Source organism: Pseudoflavitalea sp. G-6-1-2 (assembly GCF_012927185.1).
Taxonomy (GTDB): domain Bacteria; phylum Bacteroidota; class Bacteroidia; order Chitinophagales; family Chitinophagaceae; genus Pseudobacter.
In genome coordinates, this window is record NZ_JABBGB010000002.1 from 120,262 (window position 1) to 143,513 (window position 23,252).

Here is a 23,252-nt window from a genome sequence, read left to right on the forward strand (position 1 = left end):
GAAAAATTGAGCATTTCCGCACAAGTAAAGTTACTGGTTTACCGGTATTGTCATTTCCGGTAAACCGGTATTTAATGCCTGATCCTGCAAACCTGCGTTTTCAATGGCCTCATAAAATTATAACCGGTTCCGATATATTATTAGTTTTGCCTCCAAATAAATGGTGCGCATGATAAACCGGATCTTAATTTTCTTAGCAGTTTGTTTATTAAGTGCAATAACCCCCTCAATTGCACAGACCGGCTCTAAAGCCGATGCTGCCCTGGCTCAACTGATGGAAGGAAATTTTATCGAGGCGAAACGAACAGCCAACGATGTACTGCAGACAGATGGCAACAATGTACTCGCATATGTTGTAAGAGCTTCGGGAAATGTATACGAATACAAATTAACAGCCGCACAGGCGGATATCGAAAAGGCCGCAAAATTGCAGCCTGAAAGTGGCGTGGTGCAAGGGTTTCTGTCGAATATCCATTCGAACCTGGGCAATGAAGCACTGTCTAAAAAGGCAGCAGAAAAAGCACTCACATTACTTGGATCTCCCAATACCGCCATCGAATATTATGCACGCGGATATGCCAATTTTGCGGTTCTCCGCGATGATCAGGCGATAGAAGATTTCACAAAGTCTTTCCAGTTGAATCCGCGTTATCTCCGTGCATTGGCATTCCGGGCCAGCCTTTACAAAGCAAAAAATCAAACCGATCTCGCATTCAACGACTATACCCGTTGCATTCAAACCAATCCCGGTTATGCCATTCCTTATGTTCACAGAGGAAAGATCTATATGAACAGAGGAAACAATGAACTGGCCATTGCCGATTTTATGAAAGCAGTACAGGTGGATCCGCTCAACGACGATGCCTGGATCAATACCAACTACGCATTCTGTTCCATGAGGCAATACGATAAAGCGCTGGAATGCCTTAACAAAGCCGAAGCAATCAATCCCAATAATGCCTGGTTGAACTATCAGCGCGGAAACATCTATTTCGATCTGGGAAAACTGGACGATGCATTGAGCTACTACAACCAGTATCAGAACAAAGCTCCTAAATCGGCGCTGTCTTATATTCAGAAAGCGAAGATCTATAAGGCACAGGGCAAACTGGAAGAGGCGTTGGGAGAGCTCACGTTGGCTTTCAAACTCGATTCCAAAAACGCTGATACCTGGCTGGAACGCGGAAACTTATTCTTTGAAGCACAGATGTGGGATGATGCGGTTCTCGATTATCAGGAAGCGGCCAAACTCAATCCCAATTTAGCCAGTGCTCAACTGAATATCGGCTGCGTAAAATACCAGCTCGAGTTTTTCAACGAAGCGCTCACTTACTTCAACAGGGCCATTGAACTGAATCCGAACTACGCATTGGCTTACATCAACCGGGCAGATACATACGATGCTTTGGGCAAAACCAAAGAAGCCAATGCCGATAAGAAAAAATATGTTGAACTGGGTGGCCAGCTCGCTCCTGCCGGCGCCAAAACCATCAAAGACATCTACCCCAGTACCAACTTCGATGCAAACCTCACCAGAGCTGCATTGCAGCGAGGGTCGTCTGTAATCAAAGGACGTGCCTGCACCAAGGCCGATGGCCTTAAATTCGATGCCAGCGGCATCACCGTTGTACTATATCCGGCTACTCCCTATCTCGAAGAATGGTATGAATTGCGCGAAAAGAAAGAAGGCAAAAAAACAAGAGTGTACATGAGCAAGGAAGCAGTGAAATTCTGTGTAACTGCGCAGTGCGACAGGGATGGCCGTTTTGCTTTTGAAGGATTGAAACCAGGCAGGTACTTCATTCAGATAATGCACAACTTCAATCAGCAAAAAACGGGCACCAGATATGTTGGTTCTTCCGGCAGAACAGATTATTACAGCGAATACAATTATACCATTGCGCGATCTGCAAGACTGGAGAAGTTCGTAGAGATCAAAGAAGATGGAGATACCAAAAGAATCACGCTGTCCAATTCACTTATCAAGAGCTGCAGCGGAATATTATAGTTGATCCGTACCTGTACGAACAATAAAACCCGCTCTCGCTGCGGGTTTTATTTTGTATTGAAACTTTCTAATGTCTTTCGTTGATCACAGTCTTTTTGTTCTTCATGGCTGCCTGCCATTTGTAAGGGAAGATGGCTTTGTTCTTTTCTACCATCGATTCCATGAATTGTGTTACTGTGGTTCGGATCGATGCAGGTAAGTCGTAGTACGCTTTATCGATCACTGTTTCCCGCTCATCATCGAGCACTCCGTTCTGATGTCTGATGGCAATCTTCTTTCCCTTGTTGATCACAAATATTTTGATTCTTCCATCATCCACCCCATTCATCGCAACGGTGCAGTATGGAAGTATGATATCTGTAAGTCCGTCTTTATCGATATCCTGTACAAGACACCAGCGGGTCATAAACCAGATAGCCCCTTCGGAAGGTTCCTCCTTTCTGATCTGATCATTGAGTGTAAGCATCTGCCGGAGGCTGTCTTTTTCGATCTTATGAATAAATGCCCTGATCTTATAGCTTATAGTGTCGTCGTTGCCTATCAGATCACGGCTTTCGGTGAGTGTAAGGTAATATTGTCCGGATTGGTCGGTGTACCTGTACACGCGATAGATTGGAAACGTGATGCCCAGCCTGGTACGCTGCTCCTGAGGAAATGCAGACTCGATCTGAGTTTTACTTAGTATGAAGCTCGTGTCTTTTTTCTGTGCGGAGGCAGTGATGGAATGGAAGGCCAGTAATAACAGAAACAGTTTTCGCATACGGGTGATATATCGTTTGATCAAGCGTAAAAATATCAAACTTACCTGATTAACCCATCCCTAACTTAAAACCTCCATCCTAAGTGTATAGTGGGAAAAAATCGCCAGTCTTCCTGTTTGTATTTCGCGCGCGTGCCCTGCGCCGGAAAATGAACGTTTTTGGTATGGAAGATGCGGTCGATGCCTATCCATGGAGTGAGGTAAAATCCTTTTTGTGCGTTCGCGGACCTTCCGAACATGATCCGATATCCGCCTCTGATACCTGCTGCGAAGGCCTCGCCTGTCTGGCTGGGTACGGTACTTTTTTTGATACTGACTTTGGTCCAGGTATAATCCGCTTCCAGCCCAACGAAAAAACCGCCGGCCTTTTTGCCTAAGAGGTAGTCTGCCTTTATACCTACGCCGTTCGACTTCTCCAGATAATCGTCATTGCTGGTAAATGCTTCAGGGGTTTCAAGACCGAAAACGCCCACATCGTAACGGATGCGGTTGAGCTGGTATCCGGCATGGAAGGAGTATCCCTTGAGGAAGTAAGCGATCGGGTCCACTTCCAGTTCAATATGTCCTTTTTTCTTTTCGGTTGCTTGTTGCGCATAGATACTTGCAGACACGCACAATACAGTCATCAGTAATAATAGCTGCTTCATCGGTTTGTTTTTTCTGGTGTTTTTTGATGAAACAAAACTATCCGATGATATGGGCAAGGGCGTCTGAATAAGGGCCGAAGAGGTGCGAACTGATTAATCCGGACGTACAGATCTGCTGTAGTTAGCCACCAGAGCTGGTTTTGAAAGCCGAAGGAGTTTTGCCCGTATGCTTTTTGAATACCTGATTGAAGGTGGATTTGGAATTAAATCCAGCCTCATAGGCCAATGCAAGCAATGTATAGGATTGTTTGCCGGGATCATTCATCAGCCGGATCATCTCCTGCACCCGGTACCCGTTCACGAGATCGTAGAAGCTCTGTCCGAAATGCCGGTTGATCACCTGCGACAACAGATAGTCTGGCAATCGTACGGCCGTGGCCAGCTCGGCAAGACTCAGTTCGGGTTCGAGATAAGGACGTTTCTCTTCGAGATAGGTTTGAATGGCAAGGCCATATTGAGTGGTTTCTTCGGCACTCAATGCCGAAGACCTGTATTTTTCTGATGTGTTGAGTTGTGCGCCTGCATCTTCCAGTGCATCATCGATATGCAGAGTAGCTTCGCTTGCTGTTGCATCATTGGCTGGCATGGTGCGCCGGCAACTGAGTTTTCTTGCCGCGATCACATAAAGCATGATACTCGATACCAATCCACTCCAGACATTCATCTCCAGAAAACTGATCAGGTGCGTATAGAAAAGCAGGAAGAGCATCAATGAAATGCCCGTGAGCGCAACACATAGAAAGAGTACCTGCCTCCACCATTGCTGATTTGCATTTGCTTCACTGTTTACCGGTATCATCAGGATACTCATTACAAGGTAGGTGCCGCTGATGATGAGCCGCAGTACTGTAACAACTACCAGTTGCGGGCTGGCTTTCTCACTGTGAAAAATGGCTTCCACCATGCTGATCTTTTCCTGGCCAGATGAAAGATAGAATGGCGTTAGCATCGCAACGTACAATATAAACGGAACAAAATGTATCAGGTCTGCACGGGTTAATTGCTGCTGCAGCAACGCTCTGGTGAAGAGATAGATCAGCGGAGGAATGGCCAGTATCAGCGGATCCCCGATACGAATGAGGTGTGGTGCAAATTTGTAATATCCCAGTGCACCAAGCGATGCGCCTGCAATTACACAACCTAATGCCAGGCAAATAAAAGCCAGCAGTCGCGAAGCGGTCTTGTTACCGTTTTTTGAATTGAACAACACTAAAAACAACATCAGTGCCTGCACAGATCCCAGCAGATTGATCATGCCTGCCCAAAAGAAGAATGAATGCATAGTTTTGGTTTTGCTTCCGCACGGAACGGTTATTACAATGACAGATCAGTCCGGCAAATCGTTACAGACATAGTCTCAGAAAATCAGGTGCGGAGCGTTGATGGCAGGAGGAGTGATCTTGCGCAAAAGTATACTCACAACATCAGATGCGCAAATTTCAGCATGTATTTTATGCAGGTTTTTCTTACGCTAAAGTTCTGTGCAGACGGGCGTTTGCACAAATACTGATTCTGCGTTGCAACGATGAATGGGGTTATTTTTTTTCAAGCCTGCGGATCTTTTCTCTGATGCCCTGCTGCTCCGTAACTGTTTTGGCAAGCGCCAATGCATTCTCAAAACTTTCAGCGGCCCTGGTTGCATCGAGTTGAGTGTACAACTCACCCAGCAATATCCAGTAGAAGTGATTGCGGCTGAGATTAAGTTCCAGCGCAGGTTGCAGCGCAGCAGATGCACCGCTTACTTTGTACAGGGCATAGAGCCTGTTCAGTGCAACGGATGAAGAGAAGTTGATAGATAGCAACTGATCGTAGAGTTGCAGTATCTCCTGCCATTTTTCTTTTGTGTCGGATTTGATGCAGTGGAGCGAAGCTATGCGCGCTTCGATATGATACGAGCTGAGGTATTGCCCGGTGGCGGCTATTTGAAGATAATGGATGCCCTGATGTATGAGGTTGGCATCCCAGAGCGACTCATCCTGCTGATCGTAAAGGACCAGGTTTTCATTCTCATTCTGCCTGGCATCGAACCGCGATGCATGGAAACACATCAGGGCAATCAGTGCGTTTGTTTCCGGCAGATTGGTCTTGTCGTATTCAGTGAGCAGCAGTCCAAGTTTCAGGGCTTCCACACAGAGTTCTTTCTGCAGAATTACATCCTGTGTTTTGGAGTAGTACCCTTCATTGAAAAGCAGGTAGATGATATGGAGTACGTTGCGGAGTCTTTCGGGCAGAACTGCTTCGGGCGGAAATTCAAGACTTATTTTTTCTTCCCTCAGTTTTTCCTTTGCTCTGAATAGTCGTTTGTTGATGGTTTCTTTATTGCTCATGAAAGCCTCCGCAATTTCATCGATACCGAATCCGCAAAGGATGCGAAGCGCCAGTCCAACCTGAGCTTCGCCTGCGATAGCCGGATTGCAGATGGCAAATAGCATCTGCAACTGGCTGTCGCGAATATGTTGCGGTGAGAAATCGGGTTCTTCCATTATTGCTTCTGTTTCTCCGGATTTGATGGCTGGCAACACTTTCGAGTCGTAGATCTTCTGCCTTCTGAAATGATACAGTGTTTTCTGTTTGGCCACAGCATACAGCCAGGCTGTGGGATTCTCCGGAACTCCCTTCATGCCCCAGCTTTCCGATGCCGTGAGAAATGTTTCGCTCACGATATCTTCTGCTGTTTCGATATGCTCCAGGCCATAGAGTTTGCTGATCACTGCTACCATTTTCGCAAACTCATGCTGAAAGAGTTGCTTCAGCCGCTCGTTTTCCGGAATCATGTGCTAGTATTGAAATATTGGACGGATCTCTACGCTGCCACCAAAGTCGAGCGCAGGACATCCATGCGCAAAAGTGGTTGCTTCTTCAAGGTCTGTTGCTTTAATGATGATGAGGCTGCCAAGCATTTCTCTGATCTCTACAAATGGACCATCGGTAACCAGTCCTCCTGCTTTCAGCACCTTGCCTTCGAGTGCGAGGCGGATCGCTCCGCCGGCCATCCTGCCCTGTTCTGTGATATTTCCCGTCCAGCTTTTCCATTTATTGGTAAGCGCTTCCATGTCTTTGGGCGACAGGCTGCGGTAGTCGTAGTCTGGTTGTCTGAATAATAATGCAAACTCTTTCATGTTTTCAGATTAATCGGTGAAATTAGTTTTTATTTTAATTACGGAGAAGCTTAGCCCCATTGGCCAGGTACATAATCTCCTGCTGGTGTGCGGAATGCTACATTGATGCGGTTGTAGCTGTTGATGGCAATGATCACGATGGTGAGATCGGCCAGTTCTTCATCAGAAAAATGGGCTGCTGCTTCTGCATAAACATCATCAGGAACACCGCCGCCATTGGAGATTTTTGTGAGCGATTCTGCAAATGCCAGCGCTGCACGCTCACGGGCTGTATACAGTTTGTGTGCTTCATTCCAGGCGCCGAGCATGATCATGCGTTGTTCGGTTTCGCCCAGTAAACGCAGATCTTTTGTATGCATATCGAGACAATATGCGCAACCATTGATCTGAGAAACGCGGATATAGATCAGGTTTTGCAGGTTCTTGTCGATGGACGATTTTGAAAGGTATCCAGGAAATCCACCCAATGCTTTTGCTGCTTTTTGTCCTTTTACGAAGAAGTTCATTCTTTCCATAGTTGTATATTTTTGTGTTTATACAGTAGTAATGACCGGATGGAAAAGAATTGGACAGTCCGGACAAAATATTTTTAAAAAATGTTCAGCTGCGGGCAAATACTGTCCGAAAACGGACAGAAGATCGAACTTGATTTGCTTGCAAATAACTTGTTTTCAGCAGATTAGCTATCTGGCACAGGGATTGGACTTCGTACGCATCAAACTTTAGCTCATGTTCAGAAACTTCCTAAAGACTGCCTGGAGAAATATCATCAGAAATAAAGCATACAGTACCATCAATGTAATGGGGCTTGCTGCGGGTATGGCCGTAGCGCTTTTGATCGGCCTCTGGGTATATGAACAATACAGCTACGATAAGTTCTTTAAAGATAACGACCGCATCTACCGCATTCAGCGAAACTTCTATGCCAATGGCGATACGCTTACTTTCAAAACAGTTTCTCTTAAGCTCACCGATGTGCTGAAGGCGGAGATCCCGGAGATCGAATACATTGCTGAAAGCGATTGGATGGGATCTCACGGACTGATGGTCGGAGATAAAAAACTCTACAAACGCGGAGGCCATACCGGTTCCGACTTCCTCAAAATATTCAGCTATCCTCTTTTGCAGGGTAATGCCAATTCGGTGTTGAACGATCCTTTTTCCATTGTACTCACCGAGTCGTTGGCGAAAGCGCTCTTCGGAAATGAGGATCCTATCAATAAGGTGGTTCGCTTCGATAATCAGAATGATCTGAAAGTAACGGGCATTCTGAAAGATCTTCCTGCCAATTCTACCCTTCAGTTCAGCTACCTGGTTCCCTACGATTACATCAACAGAACAGTTCCGAATGCAGCGGAGCGCAGGCAAAGTTTTGGAAATAACAACAGCCAGGCTTTTGTGAAACTCAAGCCCGGCGTTACACTGGAGCAGGTGGCAGGTAAGATCAGGAATATCGAGCACACGCAAACCAACAATACAAATGCGATGAATTCCTACGTGCTGTTTCAACCGATATCACGCTGGCATTTGTATTCCAATTATGTAAATGGAAAAGACACTGCAGGTTTTCTTACCTATGTTCAGATAATGTCACTGATCGGTGTATTGATTCTGCTGATCGCCTGTATCAATTTTGTGAACCTTACCACTGCCCGCTCAGAAAAAAGAGCGCGCGAAGTAGGTGTAAGAAAAGCCATCGGATCTGAAAGAAAACAATTGATCATTCAATTCATGGCCGAATCGCTGGTGCTCACTATTATTGGATTTGCGTTTGCCTTTGTGATTGTGCAGATGTCTCTGCCGGCTTTCAATACAATGATCGAAGGGAAGTTGTCGCTTCCGCTCAGCAATCCCATCTTCTGGCTCATCATGGCAGGGCTTATTATTTTCACCACGCTGATTGCAGGCAGCCGTCCTGCGTTTTATCTCTCTTCCTTCCAACCGGTGAAAGTGTTGAAAGGCTCTATCAGCACAGGAAAGCGGCATTCCATTTTCCGTCGTGCAATGGTGGTTACTCAGTTCAGTTGCTCTATTGCACTGATCATTGCCACCATCGTTATCTATCGTCAGATTCAACATGCGAAAGACAGACCCAGTGGATATGAAACCAGTCGTTTGGTGGAAGCCGATAAGAATGACGACCTCGTGAAGAACTATGTAGCCATGCGCGACGAACTGCTGCAAAAACGAATTGTTTCAGATATCACCACTGCCAGCAGCCCGGCAACCAATTTGTGGTGGCATTCAGATGTAGATCAGTGGCCCGGCAAACGTGCCGGTGAAACCATCGAGATGGGTACCGTACTGGTGAATGCCGGTTATTTCAAAACAATGGGCATGCGCATTGTCGACGGTAGAAATTTCACCGGCGATTACGATACCACCAGTGTAGTTTTCAATCAGACTGCCATTGCTCAGATGCGGCTGAAAGACCCGATCGGTCAGATGATTGAATGGCAGGAAAATAAACTGCATATCGCAGGTGTGGTAAATGACGCGTTGATGATCTCTCCTTTTGCCGCCCCCGAACCCATGATGTTTATCTGCGTTCCTGAAATGCATGATAACGTGATATGCCGCATCGCTCCTGAAAAGAATATGCAGGAAGCGATCGAACAACTCGGTGCGGTGTTCAATAAATACAGTCCTGCTTACCCCTTCGATTATACTTTTGCCGATGCTAATTATGCAGATAAATTCAATCTCGAATTACTGATCGGAAAACTCTCCGCACTCTTTGCCGGACTCGCCATTTTCATCAGCTGTCTCGGACTGTTTGGTTTGGCTGCCTACATCGCAGAACAACGTACCAAAGAGATCGGCATCAGAAAAGTACTGGGCGCTTCTGTAGCGCAGCTCTGGTTGCTGCTTTGCAAAGATTTCATCATGCTGGTAATGATCAGCTGTGTGATTGCCTCTCCTATTGCGTTGTACTTCCTGCAAAACTGGCTGGATAAATACACTTACCGCGTAAACATCGGATATGGCGTATTCTTCCTCGCTGCTGGGCTGGCATTAGCTATTGCAGTGATCGTGATCAGCTTCCAGGCAGTGAAAGCTGCATTGCTCAACCCGGTAAAATCTTTGAAGTCGGAATAACTATCCTTCCATACCGCTGTCCAGGTTTTTGAGGGCGCGGTTGAGGCTGCGGATGGTAATGCCAAGGTAGGCTGCAAGGTCTTCCTTGGCAAATATGAATCCTTGCCGGCTTTGGAAGTCGAGCAGTTTCTTTAATCCATGTTCGATGGTATAGGATTGCTGGGAGGATGTGCGGATGCTTGTATTGATGAGCCTTTCCGCCAGTTCCTGCATCAGCAGCCGGTTGAGCTCCCTGTCTTTTTCCAGCAGATGCCTGAAATGAGCTATATCCAGCACCCATGCCGATACCTCGGTGATGGCTCTGATATTGCAGAGATATTTGATGTGTTTGATGGCTTCGATATCTCCGATACTTTCTCCGGCACTGAGAAATTCAATGATGAAATCTTTGCCGTTCTCTTCAGTGATATAACACTTGGTGATCCCTTCTTTGATGATGTAAACTTTGGTAGCGGTTCCTCCCTGCTGAACCAGGTGCCTGCCTGCGGCAAACTGCTTCAGGGCAATATGCGGCTGCGTTTGCTCACTGTACAGCTTTTCCATAAACTGGAGGAAGGATGGATTGGTTCTTAACATAATCGCCGGTTCGGGACAAATGTCCTTTTATTTGATGAATTGCTTCCGAAATTTGCTGCTCCAAAACAAAAATAACGATGTACGATAAAATTACAGTGATTGCTTTTGATGCGGATGATACGTTATGGATAAACGAACCGTATTTTCAGGAGACGGAACAGAAATTCTGCGCGTTGCTCGAAGACTATCTCCCGCGTCATACCACTTCGCAGGAGCTTTTCAAAGTTGAAATGGAAAATCTCCCCCTGTACGGATATGGCATCAAAGGCTTCATGCTTTGCATGATCGAAACGGTGCATCGCGTGAGCGAAGGCAAAGCCAGTCTGGAACTGATTCAGGCTGTGATCGATCTCGGAAAGGAAATGTTGCAGAAGCCCATCGAACTGCTCGACGGAGTTGAGGAAGTGCTCGCTGCACTCAAAGGCAAATACCGCCTGGTACTGGCCACCAAAGGCGATCTGCTCGATCAGGAAAGAAAACTGAAACGCTCAGGCCTCGAAGAATATTTCCATCATATCGAGATCATGAGCGACAAGAAAGAAGCCGGCTACCGCAAGCTGCTGAAACATCTCGACTGTGCTCCTGAGAATTTTATGATGCTCGGCAATTCGCTCAAGGCCGATATTCTGCCGGTATTGGAAGTGGGCGCGCATGCTGCGCATATTCCGTATCATGTTGAATGGGAGCATGAGAAATATGAGCATAGCATCGATCATCCGAAATTTCTGCAGCTGAATACCATCAGTGATATACTTCAACATATCAAGGCATAAGAACTATTATTGCTTTGAGTATTTTCAGTAAACAAAAATCCTGGCCATTTTCATGTGATATGAAGTGGCCGGGATTTTTTGATTGATCGGGATCCTGTGGTGTAGTGGTCCCGCGTTTCAAATTCAGAGATCGATGTATTGATCGATGCCCAGTTCGTCTATCAATACAGCATCGTGAGAAACCAGCAGCAGCGTGCCTTCGTACGATTGAATGCTGGCTGTCAGGATTTCAAGGCTCTGGATATCGAGATTATTGGCCGGCTCATCGAGTATCAGCATATCAGGATGCTGATCGGATACAGATAGACAGCAAAGACAAAGTTTCATCCGTTCACCACCGCTGAGCTGACTGCATTTTTTATCCCAGTGTTCCGGGCCCAGCTGATGCCGGTGCAGCAATATCTTCAGCTGATGTGGTTCAAGATGCAGGTGATCGTATTGCTGCAACTGCTCTACCACCGTGTTGTTCGGATCGAGCAAACTGTAATCCTGATCGAGATAGATGATCTTGAAATCAGCTCTTTCGAGTAGCCCTTGTGTGGGAATTAATTCTCCGGTGATCATTTTCAGCAGCGTTGTTTTGCCGGAACCATTATTGCCTCTGATGGCAATCCTATCGCCGCTGTTGATCTGAAAACTCAATCCCTGTGGCCACAGCAGCTGCTGAGCGTACTGATGATTTACATTGCCGGCCTTCGCCAAAATCTTTCCTTTGTGCAGCAGAGACCCCGGTATCACTATTTTCAGCAGATGCTCCCTGCCGAGCAATTCACGTTTCTCCCGCAAGGCCGAAGCGGCTTGCTCCACTTTATCTTCATGTAGACCTTTCAGTTTGCCTGACGTCTTCTCTGCCATGTTTCGAAATCCATTGATAGCTCCTTTGGGAAGACCGGTTATTTTCTCATTCCTGCTTTCGAGCCGTTGCCTCCGCTCCTTTGATTGCCGGGCCTGCTTTTGAGCTGAGCGAAGTTCTTTCTCCTGATGGATCACGGCAGCTTCCATCGCGAGCAGCTGAGCCTCCTTCATTTGTTTGAAATGCTCGTAGTCGCCTCCGTAAGTAACGAGCTTACCATTTTGTAATTCAAGCGTAATCTGATTGAGTTGCAGCAGGGATCTGTCGTGGCTCACCACTACGAGGTCGCCTTTGAATTGCTGCAGAAAACGATGCAGCTGTTCACGCCCACGGGCATCGAGGTGATTGGTGGGTTCATCGAGCAGAATGATACCTGGCTGATGTAATTCCATTCCGGCAAGCAGCACACGGGTCTGCTCTCCGCCGCTTAACTGTTGAATGGGCGTTTGATGATGCACGTGATCGAGTTGCCAGTTGTTCAGCGCTTCCTGAATCTGCGTTTCGATATCCCACCGGTCGGCGAGCAGGTCGAAATTTTCAGCACTTGCATCGCCTTGCAGAATGGCCTGCAATGCACGCAGAGACTGGGTTACATTCAATGCATCAGCTACTGTTTGGTTTTGTTGCCAGCTCGATTGTTGCGGCACATAATAAGGCGCAACGCTTACTGTTAGTGTTCCTGCGGAGGGGGGCAGTTGTTTCGCCATGATCTTCAGCAAGGTTGATTTGCCTGATCCGTTATTGCCGATCAGGTTTACATGCTCGCCTGTGCCGATGCTGCAATTGATCTGATCGAATACTAATGTTCTGTTACTATGGTGATATGAAATATCGTGCAGGATGATGCTCATGCAAAATAGATTGTATGATGAAGTATTTACCGGTTGTGTTATCCGGCATATGTCTGAACTGGAAAAAAATGAGACAGATTTTACATGAAACTAAGTTTGACCGGCACTTCTGATTGCCGGCTGGGCTGTTTGGGATAGCCCGTTATTCAATTAGATGATGAATAGTTTACTTAGTCAGTTTCACCGTAGTAGGTTTTTAATGAAGAGCAAAGGTAAATAATTTCTTTGGAAACAGGAATGTTAAAAGATGGAATGAAAAAATCCGGCGGGCTAGCAGTGTTCAACTGCTTGTGCCGACCGGATCTTATTGTCAATCACACCTACTGCGATATTTCGAGCAGGATCAGTTTCAAAGGCGTCTTGCCTACATTGGTTGTTACATGGGCTGGTTCCGGAGCAAACGTTGCCGACTGGCCGGCTTTGATATGCAATGTTTCTGTTTTTCCGTTTACATGCGCTACGCGTAATGTTCCCGAATTGAGCGCATAGATCACATGCACGGGATGCGTATGTGCCGTGGTTTTTTCACCCGGCTGAAATGTTACCAGCATCAATTTTGAGTTGAGTGTATCACCCAGCAGTTTGCACATTTTTGGATTGGACGACATATAATCCTGTGAGTGGGCGCCGGCTGCTATCAGCAGCAAGGCAGCGAGTATGCAGAAAACCTTTACCTGTCTCATACTTTTTTGTTTTAAGTGAAGAAAACTTGCATGAGTGTACGGATAGCAAAGGCTTCGGAGCAAGGACAGGTATAACAAGAACTAATGCTGCAAAGGTACAGCAATTTTGGAGCTTCAGCAGCCCGCGGCATTGAGTAAAGTCATTAATTCCGGATCAGCATCGCCAGCTGTGTTTCTGCTATGCTGAAGTCGTACACCATGCGGTAAAGATCGATCCTGCTGAGGGTGGTAAATCCATGCTCTGACAGCCTGGGCGAAGGTGTTTCGGTAACCAGCAGTTCAAAATGGTAATTGCCTTTTCCTCTGAAAACAAATGGCTTGCAATCCCGCGGATTCGGTGCAATGGCAATGGCTTTTTCATCGTGCTTCAGGGCCTTTGGTTTGCCCGTGGTATCGCAGAATTTGAAATCATCCGATTCGGGTGCATAAGTGCTCCAGGTGTCCGGATCGCTTTCTTCCGACAACCATCCCAGGAACTGGCGGTTATTGGGAAAACCGTACAAAGGTTTCGTGTGATTGTTCTTTATGGTGAACTGTGCTTTCTCTCCTTTTGTGAAAGGTCCGTCTGGTAAGAATTGCAGCATTTTATCAGGCTGCTGATAACGCATGATCTTTATCTCCTTGATGTAGTCGCCGGTTTGTTTGCCAGTGGCAAGAAGAACGAATACATCCACCCACTCAGTTTTGCTATCGATAATGAGTTCATCGGTAACCAGGCGGATATCGGCTGATTTCAGTTTTACATTCAGCTTGTAGGTGCCGTCTGTTACTTCATCTCCATACTGATAGAGTCTGTTGTACTGATATTGAATGATACCCGGAAACTCATCGTAAATAAAATTCACGTACGTGTAATTGTTTCGGGCCAGATAAAAATGCACATACTCGGTTTGCTTCACTCCTTTTTCGGCAGACAGAATAACGTTCACTCTTTTTTGTGCCTGTGCCAGTGAAACGAATGAAAAAAATATAGTGAGTAGAAGGGTGTATTTCATGCTGATCGTTTTTACGATCCGCTATTGCTGAAACAGTTTCACTACATGCCGGTAACTTTTTCCCAGTGGCAGTTCTTTTCCGTTTTTCAGCCGGATCATATTTCCATCAATATAGTTCACAAATCGCTTATTGATGATAAATGATTTGTGGATCCTGAGAAATATTTCAGCCGGAAGCTGTTCTTCAAAACTGGTCAATGTTCTGGGAGTGAGCAGGAACTTCTGTTCGTTCCAGACTTTTACATAATTGCCCAGACTTTCGAGGTAGTAGATTTCGTTGAGCGCAAGCTGCACCAGCTTCTTGTCCGATTTGATGTAGATCTGCGCAGCATCGGCTGCCGGCGCTGATGCAGGAGCCGCAGGGAGTGTGGATGAATGCTTCAGTGTATGCAGCGATAAAGCACGGTTAGCTGCTTTGAGAAAACGATCGAATCGAAATGGTTTCAGCAGGTAATCACAAACCTCCAGTTCAAAGCTTTCCAGTGCATGCTCTTCATAAGCCGAAGTGATGATCACCAGTGGCTTTTGAGGAAGTGTACGCAACAATTCCAGTCCGGTTAATTTGGGCATACGGATATCGAGAAAGATCAGGTCTACCTGCTGCCGGTTGAGAAATGCCAGCGCTTCCGTTGCGAGGTAACATTGTCCGGCAAGCTCCAGAAACGGAATGTCTTCCATATATTTCAGGATCACTTCATGTGCCAGCGGCTCATCATCCACTATCAGGCATCTCATTGTCATATCAATTGCAATTCCAGTTCAGCTTTAAAAATATGATCATTGTTTTGTATGCTCAATTTATGCTTTTCCGGGTAAAGCAGTTGCAGTCTTCTGCGAAGGTTCTCCAAACCAATACCGTGGCTGCTCTCCCCTGCTTCTTCAAACGAATTGCTGCAGGTGAAATGCAGGCGACTGGCAGTTGCTGTGAGCTTCATCTCAAGCCAGGCTGCATCTTCAGCCGGTTCGATGCCATGTTTGAAGGCATTCTCCACCAGTACAATCAACAGCAAAGGCGCAATGCTTGCAGCATCCGGCTCGATATGCTGTTCGAATCTGATATCGGGTTTTCGTTTCAGTCTTATCTGCTGCAATTGAATATAGTCTTCGATATAGGTAAGCTCGCTTTGCACCGGCACCAACGGATCTTTTGCTTTGTAGATCACGTAACGCATGAGATCACTCAGACGTAAAATGCTTTCCGGCGTTTGGGAAGATCCCGTGAGGCTCAGAGCGTACAGGTTATTGAGTGTATTGAAGAAGAAATGCGGATTCAGCTGCTGCTTCAAAAGGTCCAGCTCTGTTTCTGCTTTTTCTTTTTCAAGTGTGGTGATGCGTGTGCTCTGCTTGTTCCAGTGAATGGCCATCACAATTGGCAGACTGATAAAGAGTATAGCCAGTGCCCCTGAAGCATTTTCGAGTTGGAAGGGATTGGGAGGGAAAATATACCCGAATCGCTGATTGATGGGAAGCCAGTTGAGCAACTGCGTAATCAACGGATAACTGATGCCTACCACAGCGAACGCTGCCAGTACATACATCACTGTGCCTTTTGTTTTGAGCACTTTCGGTACCAGTATCCGATTGTTGAGCAGAAAGTAAAAATATCCGCAGCAGTACATGAAGAACAGCTGCAACAGAAAAGAAAAGAATGTGCCGAAGTGAGTAAACACTTTCAGGAGGTTGAACTCGAATCCCAGTAAGAGTATGCCATGTTTGTCGTACTCAGGATTGCCTTCACTGTTCACTGCCATTACAGCCAGTATCACGGAGATGCAGGCGATGCTGAGCAGCAGGGCTTTCTCCAGGCTGAGCGTTCTGTACCATCGCAGTTTGGTTTTGCGCTGCATCAGGTAGGTATTCAGACTGAGCGCAAGTTCAAGAATGATACTGAACAGCGCTGCCTGAACAATCAACTGAGCAATCTGATTATGGTCACGAAGCAAAAATGGTACGATCGCCATCAGCAATGAGAGATACACGGGAAAAAAGATGATCCAGCAGAGCCGGTACTTTTTCGGAGTGAGCCGCTGTTTCCATCTTGCCCTGTTCAGAGAAAAGTACAGTACCGGGGCCATCGCCAGCATCTCCTGCAGCAACTGTGTGCCAAAGTAATGCCAGTACATTCCTTTTGCAAGTGGCAGATTAAGTATAGCCATCCAGCAGTAAGCTCCGATGTAAAGGATCGTTTCAAACTGCGTTGCCATTGTCTCACGAATGCGGTACCATAGATTCATACGGATGATTCAATGGATAAAAGAACACCCCATTTTCTTCTTCCACAAATTTTAATGATGAACTACCCTGATTTGATGATGACAGTCGTTTCGCCCTGAAAACAGCATCCTGCATCAGTTGATCATCCTGCCGGCTCCTTTGCTCATTAATTGTTGAACAGCGCATTAGACGTAACTACTTTGCTGTTGCAATAAACCATTTGCCATGCAACGACTACAGATCAACTCTATCACCAAGACCTACTCCAACGGGGTTAAAGCGCTGAACAATATCTCCCTCAATGTAAGTAACGGGATGTTCGGACTGCTCGGACCCAACGGTGCCGGAAAGTCAAGCCTGATGCGGACTCTGGCCACCCTGCAATATCCTGACAGCGGACAGGTCCTCTTCGACGGAAAGGATATTTTCGCCGACCCGCAACAACTGAAAAAACAGCTTGGCTACCTGCCGCAGGATTTCGGCGTTTATCCCAAATTAAGTGCGTTGGAACTGCTCAACCATATGGCCATTCTGAAAGGCCTCCTCAACAAAACCGAACGAAAAGAACAAGTACAGAGCCTGCTGCAGCAGACCAATCTTTACGAAGTGAGAAAGCACGCGGTAAGCTCTTTCTCCGGAGGTATGCGACAACGCTTCGGCATTGCTCAGGCATTGCTGGGCAATCCGCAACTGCTGATCGTAGATGAACCAACCGCAGGCCTCGATCCACTCGAAAGGAACAGGTTCCATCACCTGCTCACAGAGATCGGAGAACAGGTAGTGGTGATCCTTAGCACGCATATCGTGGAAGATGTGCACGATCTCTGTCCGGAAATGGCAGTGATGGCAAACGGACAGGTAGTGTTGCAAGGAAAACCAGATCAGCTCACAGAGTTGCTGCAGGGCCGGGTGTGGAAGAAAAGCGTTTCGAAAGCTGCACTGGAACAATACCAGCAGAACCTTCAGCTGATCTCCACCCGAATTTCCGGTGGCCGGTTCGAAGTGCATGTGCTGTCTGATACCTGCCCTGATAGCGGGTTTGAGCCGTTCGAAGCAGATATAGAGGATGTTTATTTTTCATCCATAGCTGGACTCATCCGTTCCGGAAAGGAGGTGGCAGCATGCTGAACCAATTATTGAAATTCGAACTGAAATATCATTTCAGGCAACTTACTTTCATTGCGTCTGTGCTGATCTTTATTGTGCTGGGATGGATCATGAGCAAGGGAAATTTCGGAAGCGAAGAGCTCCATAAGAATGCACCTTATGTGATCAATTATATCATTTGCCTGCTCAGCCTGTTCGTTATTTTCGTGAGCATGGTGGTGGGTGCAAATGTGCTCCTGCGCGATCAGGCTTCGGGAATGGAATCTCTCCTCTTCGCAACGCCACTTAAAAAGATTGGTTGGTTTGCTGTGCGACTGGTCGGATTTATCCTGGCTGTTTTTCTGATCTTTACAATGGCCGTACCAGGCATGATGGTTTGCTTTGCGGGCGTAGACCCTGCCCGGCTGGGAACTGCAAGTATGCTGGCCTATCTGCAACCATTGCTTGCATTCGGATTACCCAATGTAATCTTTTGTTGCAGCATCGTTTTTGCCACAGCCCTGCTGAGCAGGAGTGCGAAGATGGTGTATGCGGCAGGCGTACTGCTTTTCATACTCTACTTAACGGGATCGATACTGGGCAACTCGCCAATGCTTGCCGGCTCTGCCATGAAAACAAACGACGGATCCTTATTGCCTTACCTGCTCGATCCATTCGGTATCAATGCATTCTTTCTCGAAACAAGGAACTGGACTGTGATCGACCGCAACCAGCGATTGTTTCCGGTGAGTGGTGTATTTGCACTGAACAGGATCCTGTGGATCGGCGTTTCAATATTGTTGCTGCTGCTGAGTTATCGTCGGTTCAGATTCAGCATTGCAGAAGTTAGAGCAAAGAAACCGAAACAACTTCGCCATGAAGAGGTAGCGGTTGTTGCTTATCATCCCGTTACTGTTCAGGCCAACTCTTCACAATACTTAAGGCAGGCATTTGGTGCGCAGTGCCGGCTGGAACTCGCATCGGTGTTCAGGCATCTGGGCTTTCTGTTTATGATGGTGCTATGGGTTTTCATGTATCTGATCGACCTGAAAGAAGGAGCGCTGGAAGGTCCGTATGGTATGAAATTCCATGCCATCACCGGATACATTGTGGAGAATCTTATTTCTGTTCGACCAGGATTGCTGTTGTTGCTCTTTTATGGCGCAGAGATCATTTATCGCGAACGGGCTGTAAAAGTTGAAGGACTTGTGTTCAGCACACCGGTTCCTTCGCTGCTGCTCTGGGGTGCCAAGACCGCTACCCTGCTGATGCTGGTGCTGTTGCTTACTTCTGTGAACATCCTGATGGGTATATGCGTGCAGCTGGTACTCGGTGAACCGATCGAATGGAGTTTGTATGCAATTTTATATTACTACAGTGCTTTGCCGTTATTCTTCTTCACTATTCTCATTGTATTTGTGCAAACACTCACCGGGAACAAGTTTGCGGGGTTACTGGTGAGTGGTGTAGTGATTGGGATTATCGTGTTTGCAAGAAATCTGGGCATCGATAATCAACTGACAGGTTATGCACTCCTGCCCGAGATGAAATATTCTCCGATGAATGGCTGGGGGCATTATACGCATGTCATCAACTGGTATTTGTTGTTGGGAAGTTTTCCGGCGATCATTCTGGCATTGCTTACTGCGGCTATATGGCGTGGAACCGGATCGGTACCTTTCCGTAAACGCCTGCAAACTGTTCCGAAAATATTGGGAAGAAAAGGCCTGGTAGTGATAGTGTTGGCGCTTGCCGGATGGATCGCTACAGGAAGTTATATTCAGATGCGTACAAACCGGGGCGGAATTGCAGCCGACAGAAAAGCTTACAACAACTGGAAGATTCTATATGAGAAAAAATATGGTGCAGAAAGAAAGATGCAACAGCCATACGTGATCGCTGTAAAAACCAAAGTGGATCTGTATCCTGAGCTGGGCACGTATGCTGTGGATGGTGAGTATGTGATCAGGAATGAATCTGCTTCGACTATATCCCTGCTCTGGCTTGGCATTTCTCCGGAAGTGACAAGCGCCAGCATCAAAGTGCCCGGCGCATCACCGGTTCAGCCGGACGAACAATTCAGGCAATATCGTTTCAAACTGGCTTCGCCGCTGAAGCCTGGCGATACCTGTCGTGTGTTATTCACTATGCAGGTAGACCGCTCCGGCTTTCTTCCCTTCAACACCGAACATGCAGTAGTGAACAATGGATCATATGTGGAGCTGGAAAAATATCTTCCTTACTTCGGATACAACAACAGACTGGAGGTCTTTGCCTATGACGTAAGAGCAAAAGCCGGACTGGGCCCCACACAAAACGAAACGCCTGCAGACAGCAACTATCATTTTGTAGATTATGAAAGCATTCTGTCAACGGAAGCTGGTCAAACTGCCATAACAGTGGGTAGTCTTGTAAAGCAGTGGCAGGAAGGCCAGAGAAGTTATTTCCATTACAAAACAGAAAGGTCCATTCCATTCATGTTTGCGTTTAGCTCTGCAAAATATTCGATGATGTTGTCCAAAGAGAATGGCATTGCTTACGCTGTTTATTATCACGCCGGAATGGAAGAAAACCTTCCGGTACTGATGCAGGCCCTGAAGGATGCAGGTAATTATGGGAGTATGAATTTCGCGCCCTACCCTCACAATGTGCTTTCACTTGTGGAGCTCCCGCATTATCCGGGTGCAGCAACTGCCTATCCCGGTGTGGTGTTCAGTAAAGACAAATTCAATTTCGCCAGTGATTTCAGGGATAGCACCAAAGCAAATCAGGTGTATATGATCACGGCTCATGAAACTGCACATCAGTGGTGGGCAGATATTATGTTACCCTATTTAGGTCCGGGTTGCCAGATGCTCACCGAGTCTCTTGCAAAATATACGGAGATCGTCGCTTTGGAAAAACGTTATGGGAGAATGCAGGTACGCAATTATCTGGATACCGATCAGGAACTATATTTCAAAATGCGCAATGAAGGCAATGAAAAAGAATTGCCGTTGAGCACTTCAGATCAGGGAGTTGTTTACTACCAGAAAGGCGGACTGACCTTGTTTGCCATCAAAGAAGCGATCGGTGAAGAGCAAATGAACAAAGTGCTGGCGACAATGATCAGCAAATACACGCCTCCCGGCAGAGCCGCCATCCCGCAGGATTTTATTCGTGAACTTAAATCTGTTGCTGATTCTTCAAAACATGCTTTCATCGATGATCTGCTTACAAGAGTAATCGTCTACGATGCAGCGCTGAAGCTGGTTAGCTGCAACAAACTCCCGAACGGACAATATGAATTGAAGCTGGATGCTACGTTGCTCAAAAAAGATTATACCTCCGGAAAACCGGAATCTGCTTTAGTGAATGATGATGTTTCGATTGCCGTTTTTGATCAACCTGAAAGCGCATGGAACAATCAAACGAAACCTGTGCATACGCAACGTTTCCATTTCTCTGCTTCTCAGAACCAGGTGAAAATTGTGCTGGATAAGAACCCTGCAGCAGTAGCAATCGATCCGATGAATTGTATGATCGATGAAAACAGGGATAATAATGTACTGGTTTTGCAGTAATCCTTGCTGCTTCAGCTAATTTTATTTATGATTTCTTTCTATGGGTTCATTGTATATTTGGATATGAAAAATCTGATCACGTCCCTTCTGATTCTGATAGGGTTTGCTGCTGCGGGGCAAACTTCCGGCAACGGATTGAAAGCTGATGCCAGTTATTGTAATGTGCGATTTGGGTATTGCATAAAATATCCTGAAGCAGTTTTGTTTCCGCAGGAAGAATCTGCCAATAGCGATGGCAGGGTATTCTTCAACAAAAAAGATGAAACTGTGCTCGCAGTTTTCGGTCGTTTCAATCAGGATGAAAACGGAGATCCCATTACACTGGCAAAGCAGTACAAAGATGATCTGGCAAGGCTTCAAAAGGAAGCAACAATAACCTATAAAAGTCTCGGCAAAGATTTCTACGTGATCTCAGGCAAACGTAAAGGCAAAACATTTTATCATAAGATGATTTTGAAAAATGATGCGTTCTGTTTTGCTTTACTCGAATACAGTGATGCCGAAAAAGCAGTGTTTGATAAATATGCAGGAGTTGTAGCATCAACGTTCAAATAAGCATACAGGCCTATAGTTGGTCACATAAATGATAAGCCCGCACTCAGTTGAAGTGCTGGGCTTTTTCTATGCTTACATTATTTTCTTTTTCTGTGTTTGAAGAGCCATTTCGGGATTTCTTCGGTGGCGTAAAGCAGGTAGAAGGTTTCGTGTTTTAGTCCATCTACTTCCCAAAACCTGAGTCCGGGTGCCTTTATCGCTTTCAGCTTTTGATATAAGATCCAATCGCTTTGGTATGGGTTTTCTTCGTCTGCATTTCCGTGAGTGATCCAAAGCGGAACCTGTTTTAGTTTATTCAGATTGTTGAAAGCTGCTACGCCGGAGATATTGATACCGGCAGCAAACAAATCTGGCCTGAGTTCTATGCTGTTGATAACGCCTGATCCGCCCATGGACATGCCCATGATATAGATCCGATGCGGGTCGATATTGAGTGTGCGTTTCAGTGAATCGATCAGCTGTAATGCAGTGCTGAGACAAGGATCAGGAATGGATGTTTCTGTGTTTAATATCGCATCATGAATATAATTAGATGATCGTACAGGAAATTGCGGGGCAATCACATATGCGGGATACTTTTCCCTTATCGATTGCTGGGCCCAGAACTTCACCAGAATACCCAGTTGTTCGGTATTGTTGGTGCCAACTGCGTTGGAGCCATGTAGAACCACTACCAGTGGGTATTTGCTGCTCTTCCTTTGCTGAACAGGATCGAGCTGGCGGTACTGAGTAGTAATGTTGTTTTTCCCGGTAAAGCTATGCGGATTAAAGGTTTCGTTGGGCAGATCGAGAATGGTTTTCCGGATGGCAGTGATGCTGTCTCTGCTGATGGTTACAGATGTTTTGAAGTAGCCGGTATCGGATTGGGCTAACCCGGTGGTGGCTATGATGGATGAAAGAATGGTGTTGAGGAGCGCGGGTTTGATCATTCTGCAATACTATGAAAGATTACGGCATGATCAAATCGATATCCTTTTCTAACGCTAGCGTTAAATTCATGGCCCCTTTCATCAGAAAGTAACCTGCCGTTGAACGCTTTGCAAAAGCTCACCTGTCTAATATCTCTTAAATAGCTCGCTATATGAAACAGGACCGTTTTCATTTACTCTGTTGAATATTCTTATTGCTTTTAACCTCAGTTCTGATTCTGATTTTCCATGGATGATACGAAGTTCTTTTTGTGTAATCACGTTATTAGATGCACCCTACTCCTCTGACTTAGTATATCGTTCAGTAAACTCCTGCATTCTTTTTTCTAACCACTCCTTGACTCCCAAAACTTCTACATTCTCCAACAATCTCTCATACTCCATTTTTGCAGAATGTTCGCTATGTAAGCTTAGAGGTGCGTTATGTAGAATATCAGCTAAATGGAATAATCTTGAGTTGCCTTCAGCATATGCATTTTCTCTGAACTCAAGCAGTGTAGTATATAAGACATAAGCAAGAAAATCTCTTTCAAACATACCT

Annotated in this window: 20 protein-coding genes; 6 read left to right on the forward strand and 14 right to left on the reverse strand. The window is 46.1% G+C overall.

The features are described from left to right. Positions 1-274 precede the first annotated feature (274 nt). Positions 275-2,008 carry a tetratricopeptide repeat protein gene (locus HHL16_RS10225; protein ID WP_169425112.1) on the forward strand — a complete coding sequence of 578 codons (1,734 nt, stop codon included), beginning with the start codon at positions 275-277 and terminating at the stop codon, positions 2,006-2,008. A gap of 67 nt (positions 2,009-2,075) precedes the next feature. Here the strand turns inward: HHL16_RS10225 and HHL16_RS10230 are convergent, their stop codons facing one another. From HHL16_RS10230 to HHL16_RS10255, 6 genes are all read right to left on the reverse strand, one after another. Further along, positions 2,076-2,768 (reverse strand): hypothetical protein, encoded by a 693-nt coding sequence (locus HHL16_RS10230; RefSeq protein ID WP_169425113.1) that lies wholly within the window; start codon positions 2,766-2,768, stop codon positions 2,076-2,078. A gap of 65 nt (positions 2,769-2,833) precedes the next feature. After that, positions 2,834-3,415, reverse strand: a complete 582-nt coding sequence (locus HHL16_RS10235; protein WP_169425114.1) for an autotransporter outer membrane beta-barrel domain-containing protein — start codon at positions 3,413-3,415, stop codon at positions 2,834-2,836. Between the two features lie 121 nt (positions 3,416-3,536). Next, on the reverse strand, positions 3,537-4,697 hold the full coding sequence (locus HHL16_RS10240; RefSeq protein WP_169425115.1) for an AraC family transcriptional regulator: 1,161 nt from the start codon (positions 4,695-4,697) through the stop codon (positions 3,537-3,539). 253 nt (positions 4,698-4,950) lie between these two features. Then, a complete protein-coding gene (locus HHL16_RS10245; RefSeq protein WP_169425116.1) occupies positions 4,951-6,189 on the reverse strand; it encodes a DUF6596 domain-containing protein in 1,239 nt (412 codons plus the stop codon). A gap of 3 nt (positions 6,190-6,192) precedes the next feature. Further along, the gene (locus HHL16_RS10250; protein ID WP_169425117.1) at positions 6,193-6,534 is read right to left on the reverse strand and encodes a YciI family protein; all 342 of its coding nucleotides are present in this window, start codon (positions 6,532-6,534) and stop codon (positions 6,193-6,195) included. 50 nt (positions 6,535-6,584) lie between these two features. Then, positions 6,585-7,049 carry a carboxymuconolactone decarboxylase family protein gene (locus tag HHL16_RS10255; protein ID WP_169425118.1) on the reverse strand — a complete coding sequence of 155 codons (465 nt, stop codon included), beginning with the start codon at positions 7,047-7,049 and terminating at the stop codon, positions 6,585-6,587. Positions 7,050-7,263: 214 nt separating this feature from the next. On the opposite strand from HHL16_RS10255, the gene HHL16_RS10260 reads away from it, so the two are divergent. Next, on the forward strand, positions 7,264-9,633 hold the full coding sequence (locus HHL16_RS10260) for an ABC transporter permease (RefSeq protein WP_169425119.1): 2,370 nt from the start codon (positions 7,264-7,266) through the stop codon (positions 9,631-9,633). On the opposite strand, the gene HHL16_RS10265 is transcribed toward HHL16_RS10260, so the two are convergent. Further along, positions 9,634-10,209, reverse strand: coding sequence for a Crp/Fnr family transcriptional regulator (locus HHL16_RS10265; RefSeq protein WP_169425120.1), 576 nt, complete (start codon positions 10,207-10,209; stop codon positions 9,634-9,636). It lies immediately after the preceding gene. Between the two features lie 77 nt (positions 10,210-10,286). Between HHL16_RS10265 and HHL16_RS10270 the strand changes: the two genes are divergently transcribed. Next, on the forward strand, positions 10,287-10,982 hold the full coding sequence (locus HHL16_RS10270) for an HAD family hydrolase (protein ID WP_169425121.1): 696 nt from the start codon (positions 10,287-10,289) through the stop codon (positions 10,980-10,982). Between the two features lie 123 nt (positions 10,983-11,105). Here HHL16_RS10270 and HHL16_RS10275 read toward each other — a convergent pair whose 3' ends face one another. The 5 genes from HHL16_RS10275 to HHL16_RS10295 form a co-directional block, all read right to left on the reverse strand. Next, complete coding sequence (locus HHL16_RS10275) at positions 11,106-12,686, reverse strand: ABC-F family ATP-binding cassette domain-containing protein (RefSeq protein WP_169425122.1); 1,581 nt, start codon at positions 12,684-12,686, stop codon at positions 11,106-11,108. A 320-nt stretch (positions 12,687-13,006) separates the two neighbouring features. Continuing rightward, positions 13,007-13,369 carry a cupin domain-containing protein gene (locus HHL16_RS10280; protein WP_169425123.1) on the reverse strand — a complete coding sequence of 121 codons (363 nt, stop codon included), beginning with the start codon at positions 13,367-13,369 and terminating at the stop codon, positions 13,007-13,009. A 143-nt stretch (positions 13,370-13,512) separates the two neighbouring features. After that, positions 13,513-14,364, reverse strand: coding sequence for a hypothetical protein (locus HHL16_RS10285; protein ID WP_169425124.1), 852 nt, complete (start codon positions 14,362-14,364; stop codon positions 13,513-13,515). A gap of 21 nt (positions 14,365-14,385) precedes the next feature. After that, positions 14,386-15,099, reverse strand: coding sequence for a LytTR family DNA-binding domain-containing protein (locus HHL16_RS10290; protein ID WP_240966086.1), 714 nt, complete (start codon positions 15,097-15,099; stop codon positions 14,386-14,388). Between the two features lie 2 nt (positions 15,100-15,101). Further along, complete coding sequence (locus HHL16_RS10295; RefSeq protein ID WP_169425126.1) at positions 15,102-16,598, reverse strand: sensor histidine kinase; 1,497 nt, start codon at positions 16,596-16,598, stop codon at positions 15,102-15,104. A 205-nt stretch (positions 16,599-16,803) separates the two neighbouring features. Between HHL16_RS10295 and HHL16_RS10300 the strand changes: the two genes are divergently transcribed. From HHL16_RS10300 to HHL16_RS10310, 3 genes are all read left to right on the forward strand, one after another. Continuing rightward, a complete protein-coding gene (locus HHL16_RS10300; protein ID WP_169425127.1) occupies positions 16,804-17,706 on the forward strand; it encodes an ABC transporter ATP-binding protein in 903 nt (300 codons plus the stop codon). Continuing rightward, positions 17,700-21,227 (forward strand): M1 family aminopeptidase, encoded by a 3,528-nt coding sequence (locus tag HHL16_RS10305; protein WP_169425128.1) that lies wholly within the window; start codon positions 17,700-17,702, stop codon positions 21,225-21,227. The genes HHL16_RS10300 and HHL16_RS10305 overlap by 7 nt, the downstream gene beginning before the upstream one ends. Positions 21,228-21,290: 63 nt before the next feature. Beyond that, positions 21,291-21,782: a hypothetical protein gene (locus HHL16_RS10310; RefSeq protein ID WP_169425129.1), complete on the forward strand. Its 492-nt coding sequence runs from the start codon at positions 21,291-21,293 to the stop codon at positions 21,780-21,782. A 77-nt stretch (positions 21,783-21,859) separates the two neighbouring features. Here the strand turns inward: HHL16_RS10310 and HHL16_RS10315 are convergent, their stop codons facing one another. Next, a complete protein-coding gene (locus HHL16_RS10315) occupies positions 21,860-22,711 on the reverse strand; it encodes a prolyl oligopeptidase family serine peptidase (RefSeq protein WP_169425130.1) in 852 nt (283 codons plus the stop codon). 276 nt (positions 22,712-22,987) lie between these two features. Beyond that, complete coding sequence (locus HHL16_RS10320) at positions 22,988-23,248, reverse strand: hypothetical protein (RefSeq protein WP_169425131.1); 261 nt, start codon at positions 23,246-23,248, stop codon at positions 22,988-22,990. Positions 23,249-23,252 lie beyond the last annotated feature (4 nt).

What these genes read in the sequence shown, in the direction of transcription:
- HHL16_RS10245 (WP_169425116.1), bottom strand. Translation starts at nt 6,189, where the DNA reads ATGATTCCGGAAAACGAGCGGCTGAAGCAACTCTTTCAGCATGAGTTT.
- HHL16_RS10230 (WP_169425113.1), bottom strand. Translation starts at nt 2,768, where the DNA reads ATGCGAAAACTGTTTCTGTTATTACTGGCCTTCCATTCCATCACTGCC.
- HHL16_RS10315 (WP_169425130.1), bottom strand. Translation starts at nt 22,711, where the DNA reads ATGATCAAACCCGCGCTCCTCAACACCATTCTTTCATCCATCATAGCC.
- HHL16_RS10305 (WP_169425128.1), top strand. Translation starts at nt 17,700, where the DNA reads ATGCTGAACCAATTATTGAAATTCGAACTGAAATATCATTTCAGGCAA.
- HHL16_RS10295 (WP_169425126.1), bottom strand. Translation starts at nt 16,598, where the DNA reads ATGAATCTATGGTACCGCATTCGTGAGACAATGGCAACGCAGTTTGAA.
- HHL16_RS10270 (WP_169425121.1), top strand. Translation starts at nt 10,287, where the DNA reads ATGTACGATAAAATTACAGTGATTGCTTTTGATGCGGATGATACGTTA.
- HHL16_RS10255 (WP_169425118.1), bottom strand. Translation starts at nt 7,049, where the DNA reads ATGGAAAGAATGAACTTCTTCGTAAAAGGACAAAAAGCAGCAAAAGCA.
- HHL16_RS10285 (WP_169425124.1), bottom strand. Translation starts at nt 14,364, where the DNA reads ATGAAATACACCCTTCTACTCACTATATTTTTTTCATTCGTTTCACTG.
- HHL16_RS10320 (WP_169425131.1), bottom strand. Translation starts at nt 23,248, where the DNA reads ATGTTTGAAAGAGATTTTCTTGCTTATGTCTTATATACTACACTGCTT.
- HHL16_RS10260 (WP_169425119.1), top strand. Translation starts at nt 7,264, where the DNA reads ATGTTCAGAAACTTCCTAAAGACTGCCTGGAGAAATATCATCAGAAAT.
- HHL16_RS10280 (WP_169425123.1), bottom strand. Translation starts at nt 13,369, where the DNA reads ATGAGACAGGTAAAGGTTTTCTGCATACTCGCTGCCTTGCTGCTGATA.
- HHL16_RS10250 (WP_169425117.1), bottom strand. Translation starts at nt 6,534, where the DNA reads ATGAAAGAGTTTGCATTATTATTCAGACAACCAGACTACGACTACCGC.
- HHL16_RS10300 (WP_169425127.1), top strand. Translation starts at nt 16,804, where the DNA reads ATGCAACGACTACAGATCAACTCTATCACCAAGACCTACTCCAACGGG.
- HHL16_RS10310 (WP_169425129.1), top strand. Translation starts at nt 21,291, where the DNA reads ATGAAAAATCTGATCACGTCCCTTCTGATTCTGATAGGGTTTGCTGCT.
- HHL16_RS10275 (WP_169425122.1), bottom strand. Translation starts at nt 12,686, where the DNA reads ATGAGCATCATCCTGCACGATATTTCATATCACCATAGTAACAGAACA.
- HHL16_RS10240 (WP_169425115.1), bottom strand. Translation starts at nt 4,697, where the DNA reads ATGCATTCATTCTTCTTTTGGGCAGGCATGATCAATCTGCTGGGATCT.
- HHL16_RS10290 (WP_240966086.1), bottom strand. Translation starts at nt 15,099, where the DNA reads ATGAGATGCCTGATAGTGGATGATGAGCCGCTGGCACATGAAGTGATC.
- HHL16_RS10225 (WP_169425112.1), top strand. Translation starts at nt 275, where the DNA reads ATGGAAGGAAATTTTATCGAGGCGAAACGAACAGCCAACGATGTACTG.
- HHL16_RS10235 (WP_169425114.1), bottom strand. Translation starts at nt 3,415, where the DNA reads ATGAAGCAGCTATTATTACTGATGACTGTATTGTGCGTGTCTGCAAGT.
- HHL16_RS10265 (WP_169425120.1), bottom strand. Translation starts at nt 10,209, where the DNA reads ATGTTAAGAACCAATCCATCCTTCCTCCAGTTTATGGAAAAGCTGTAC.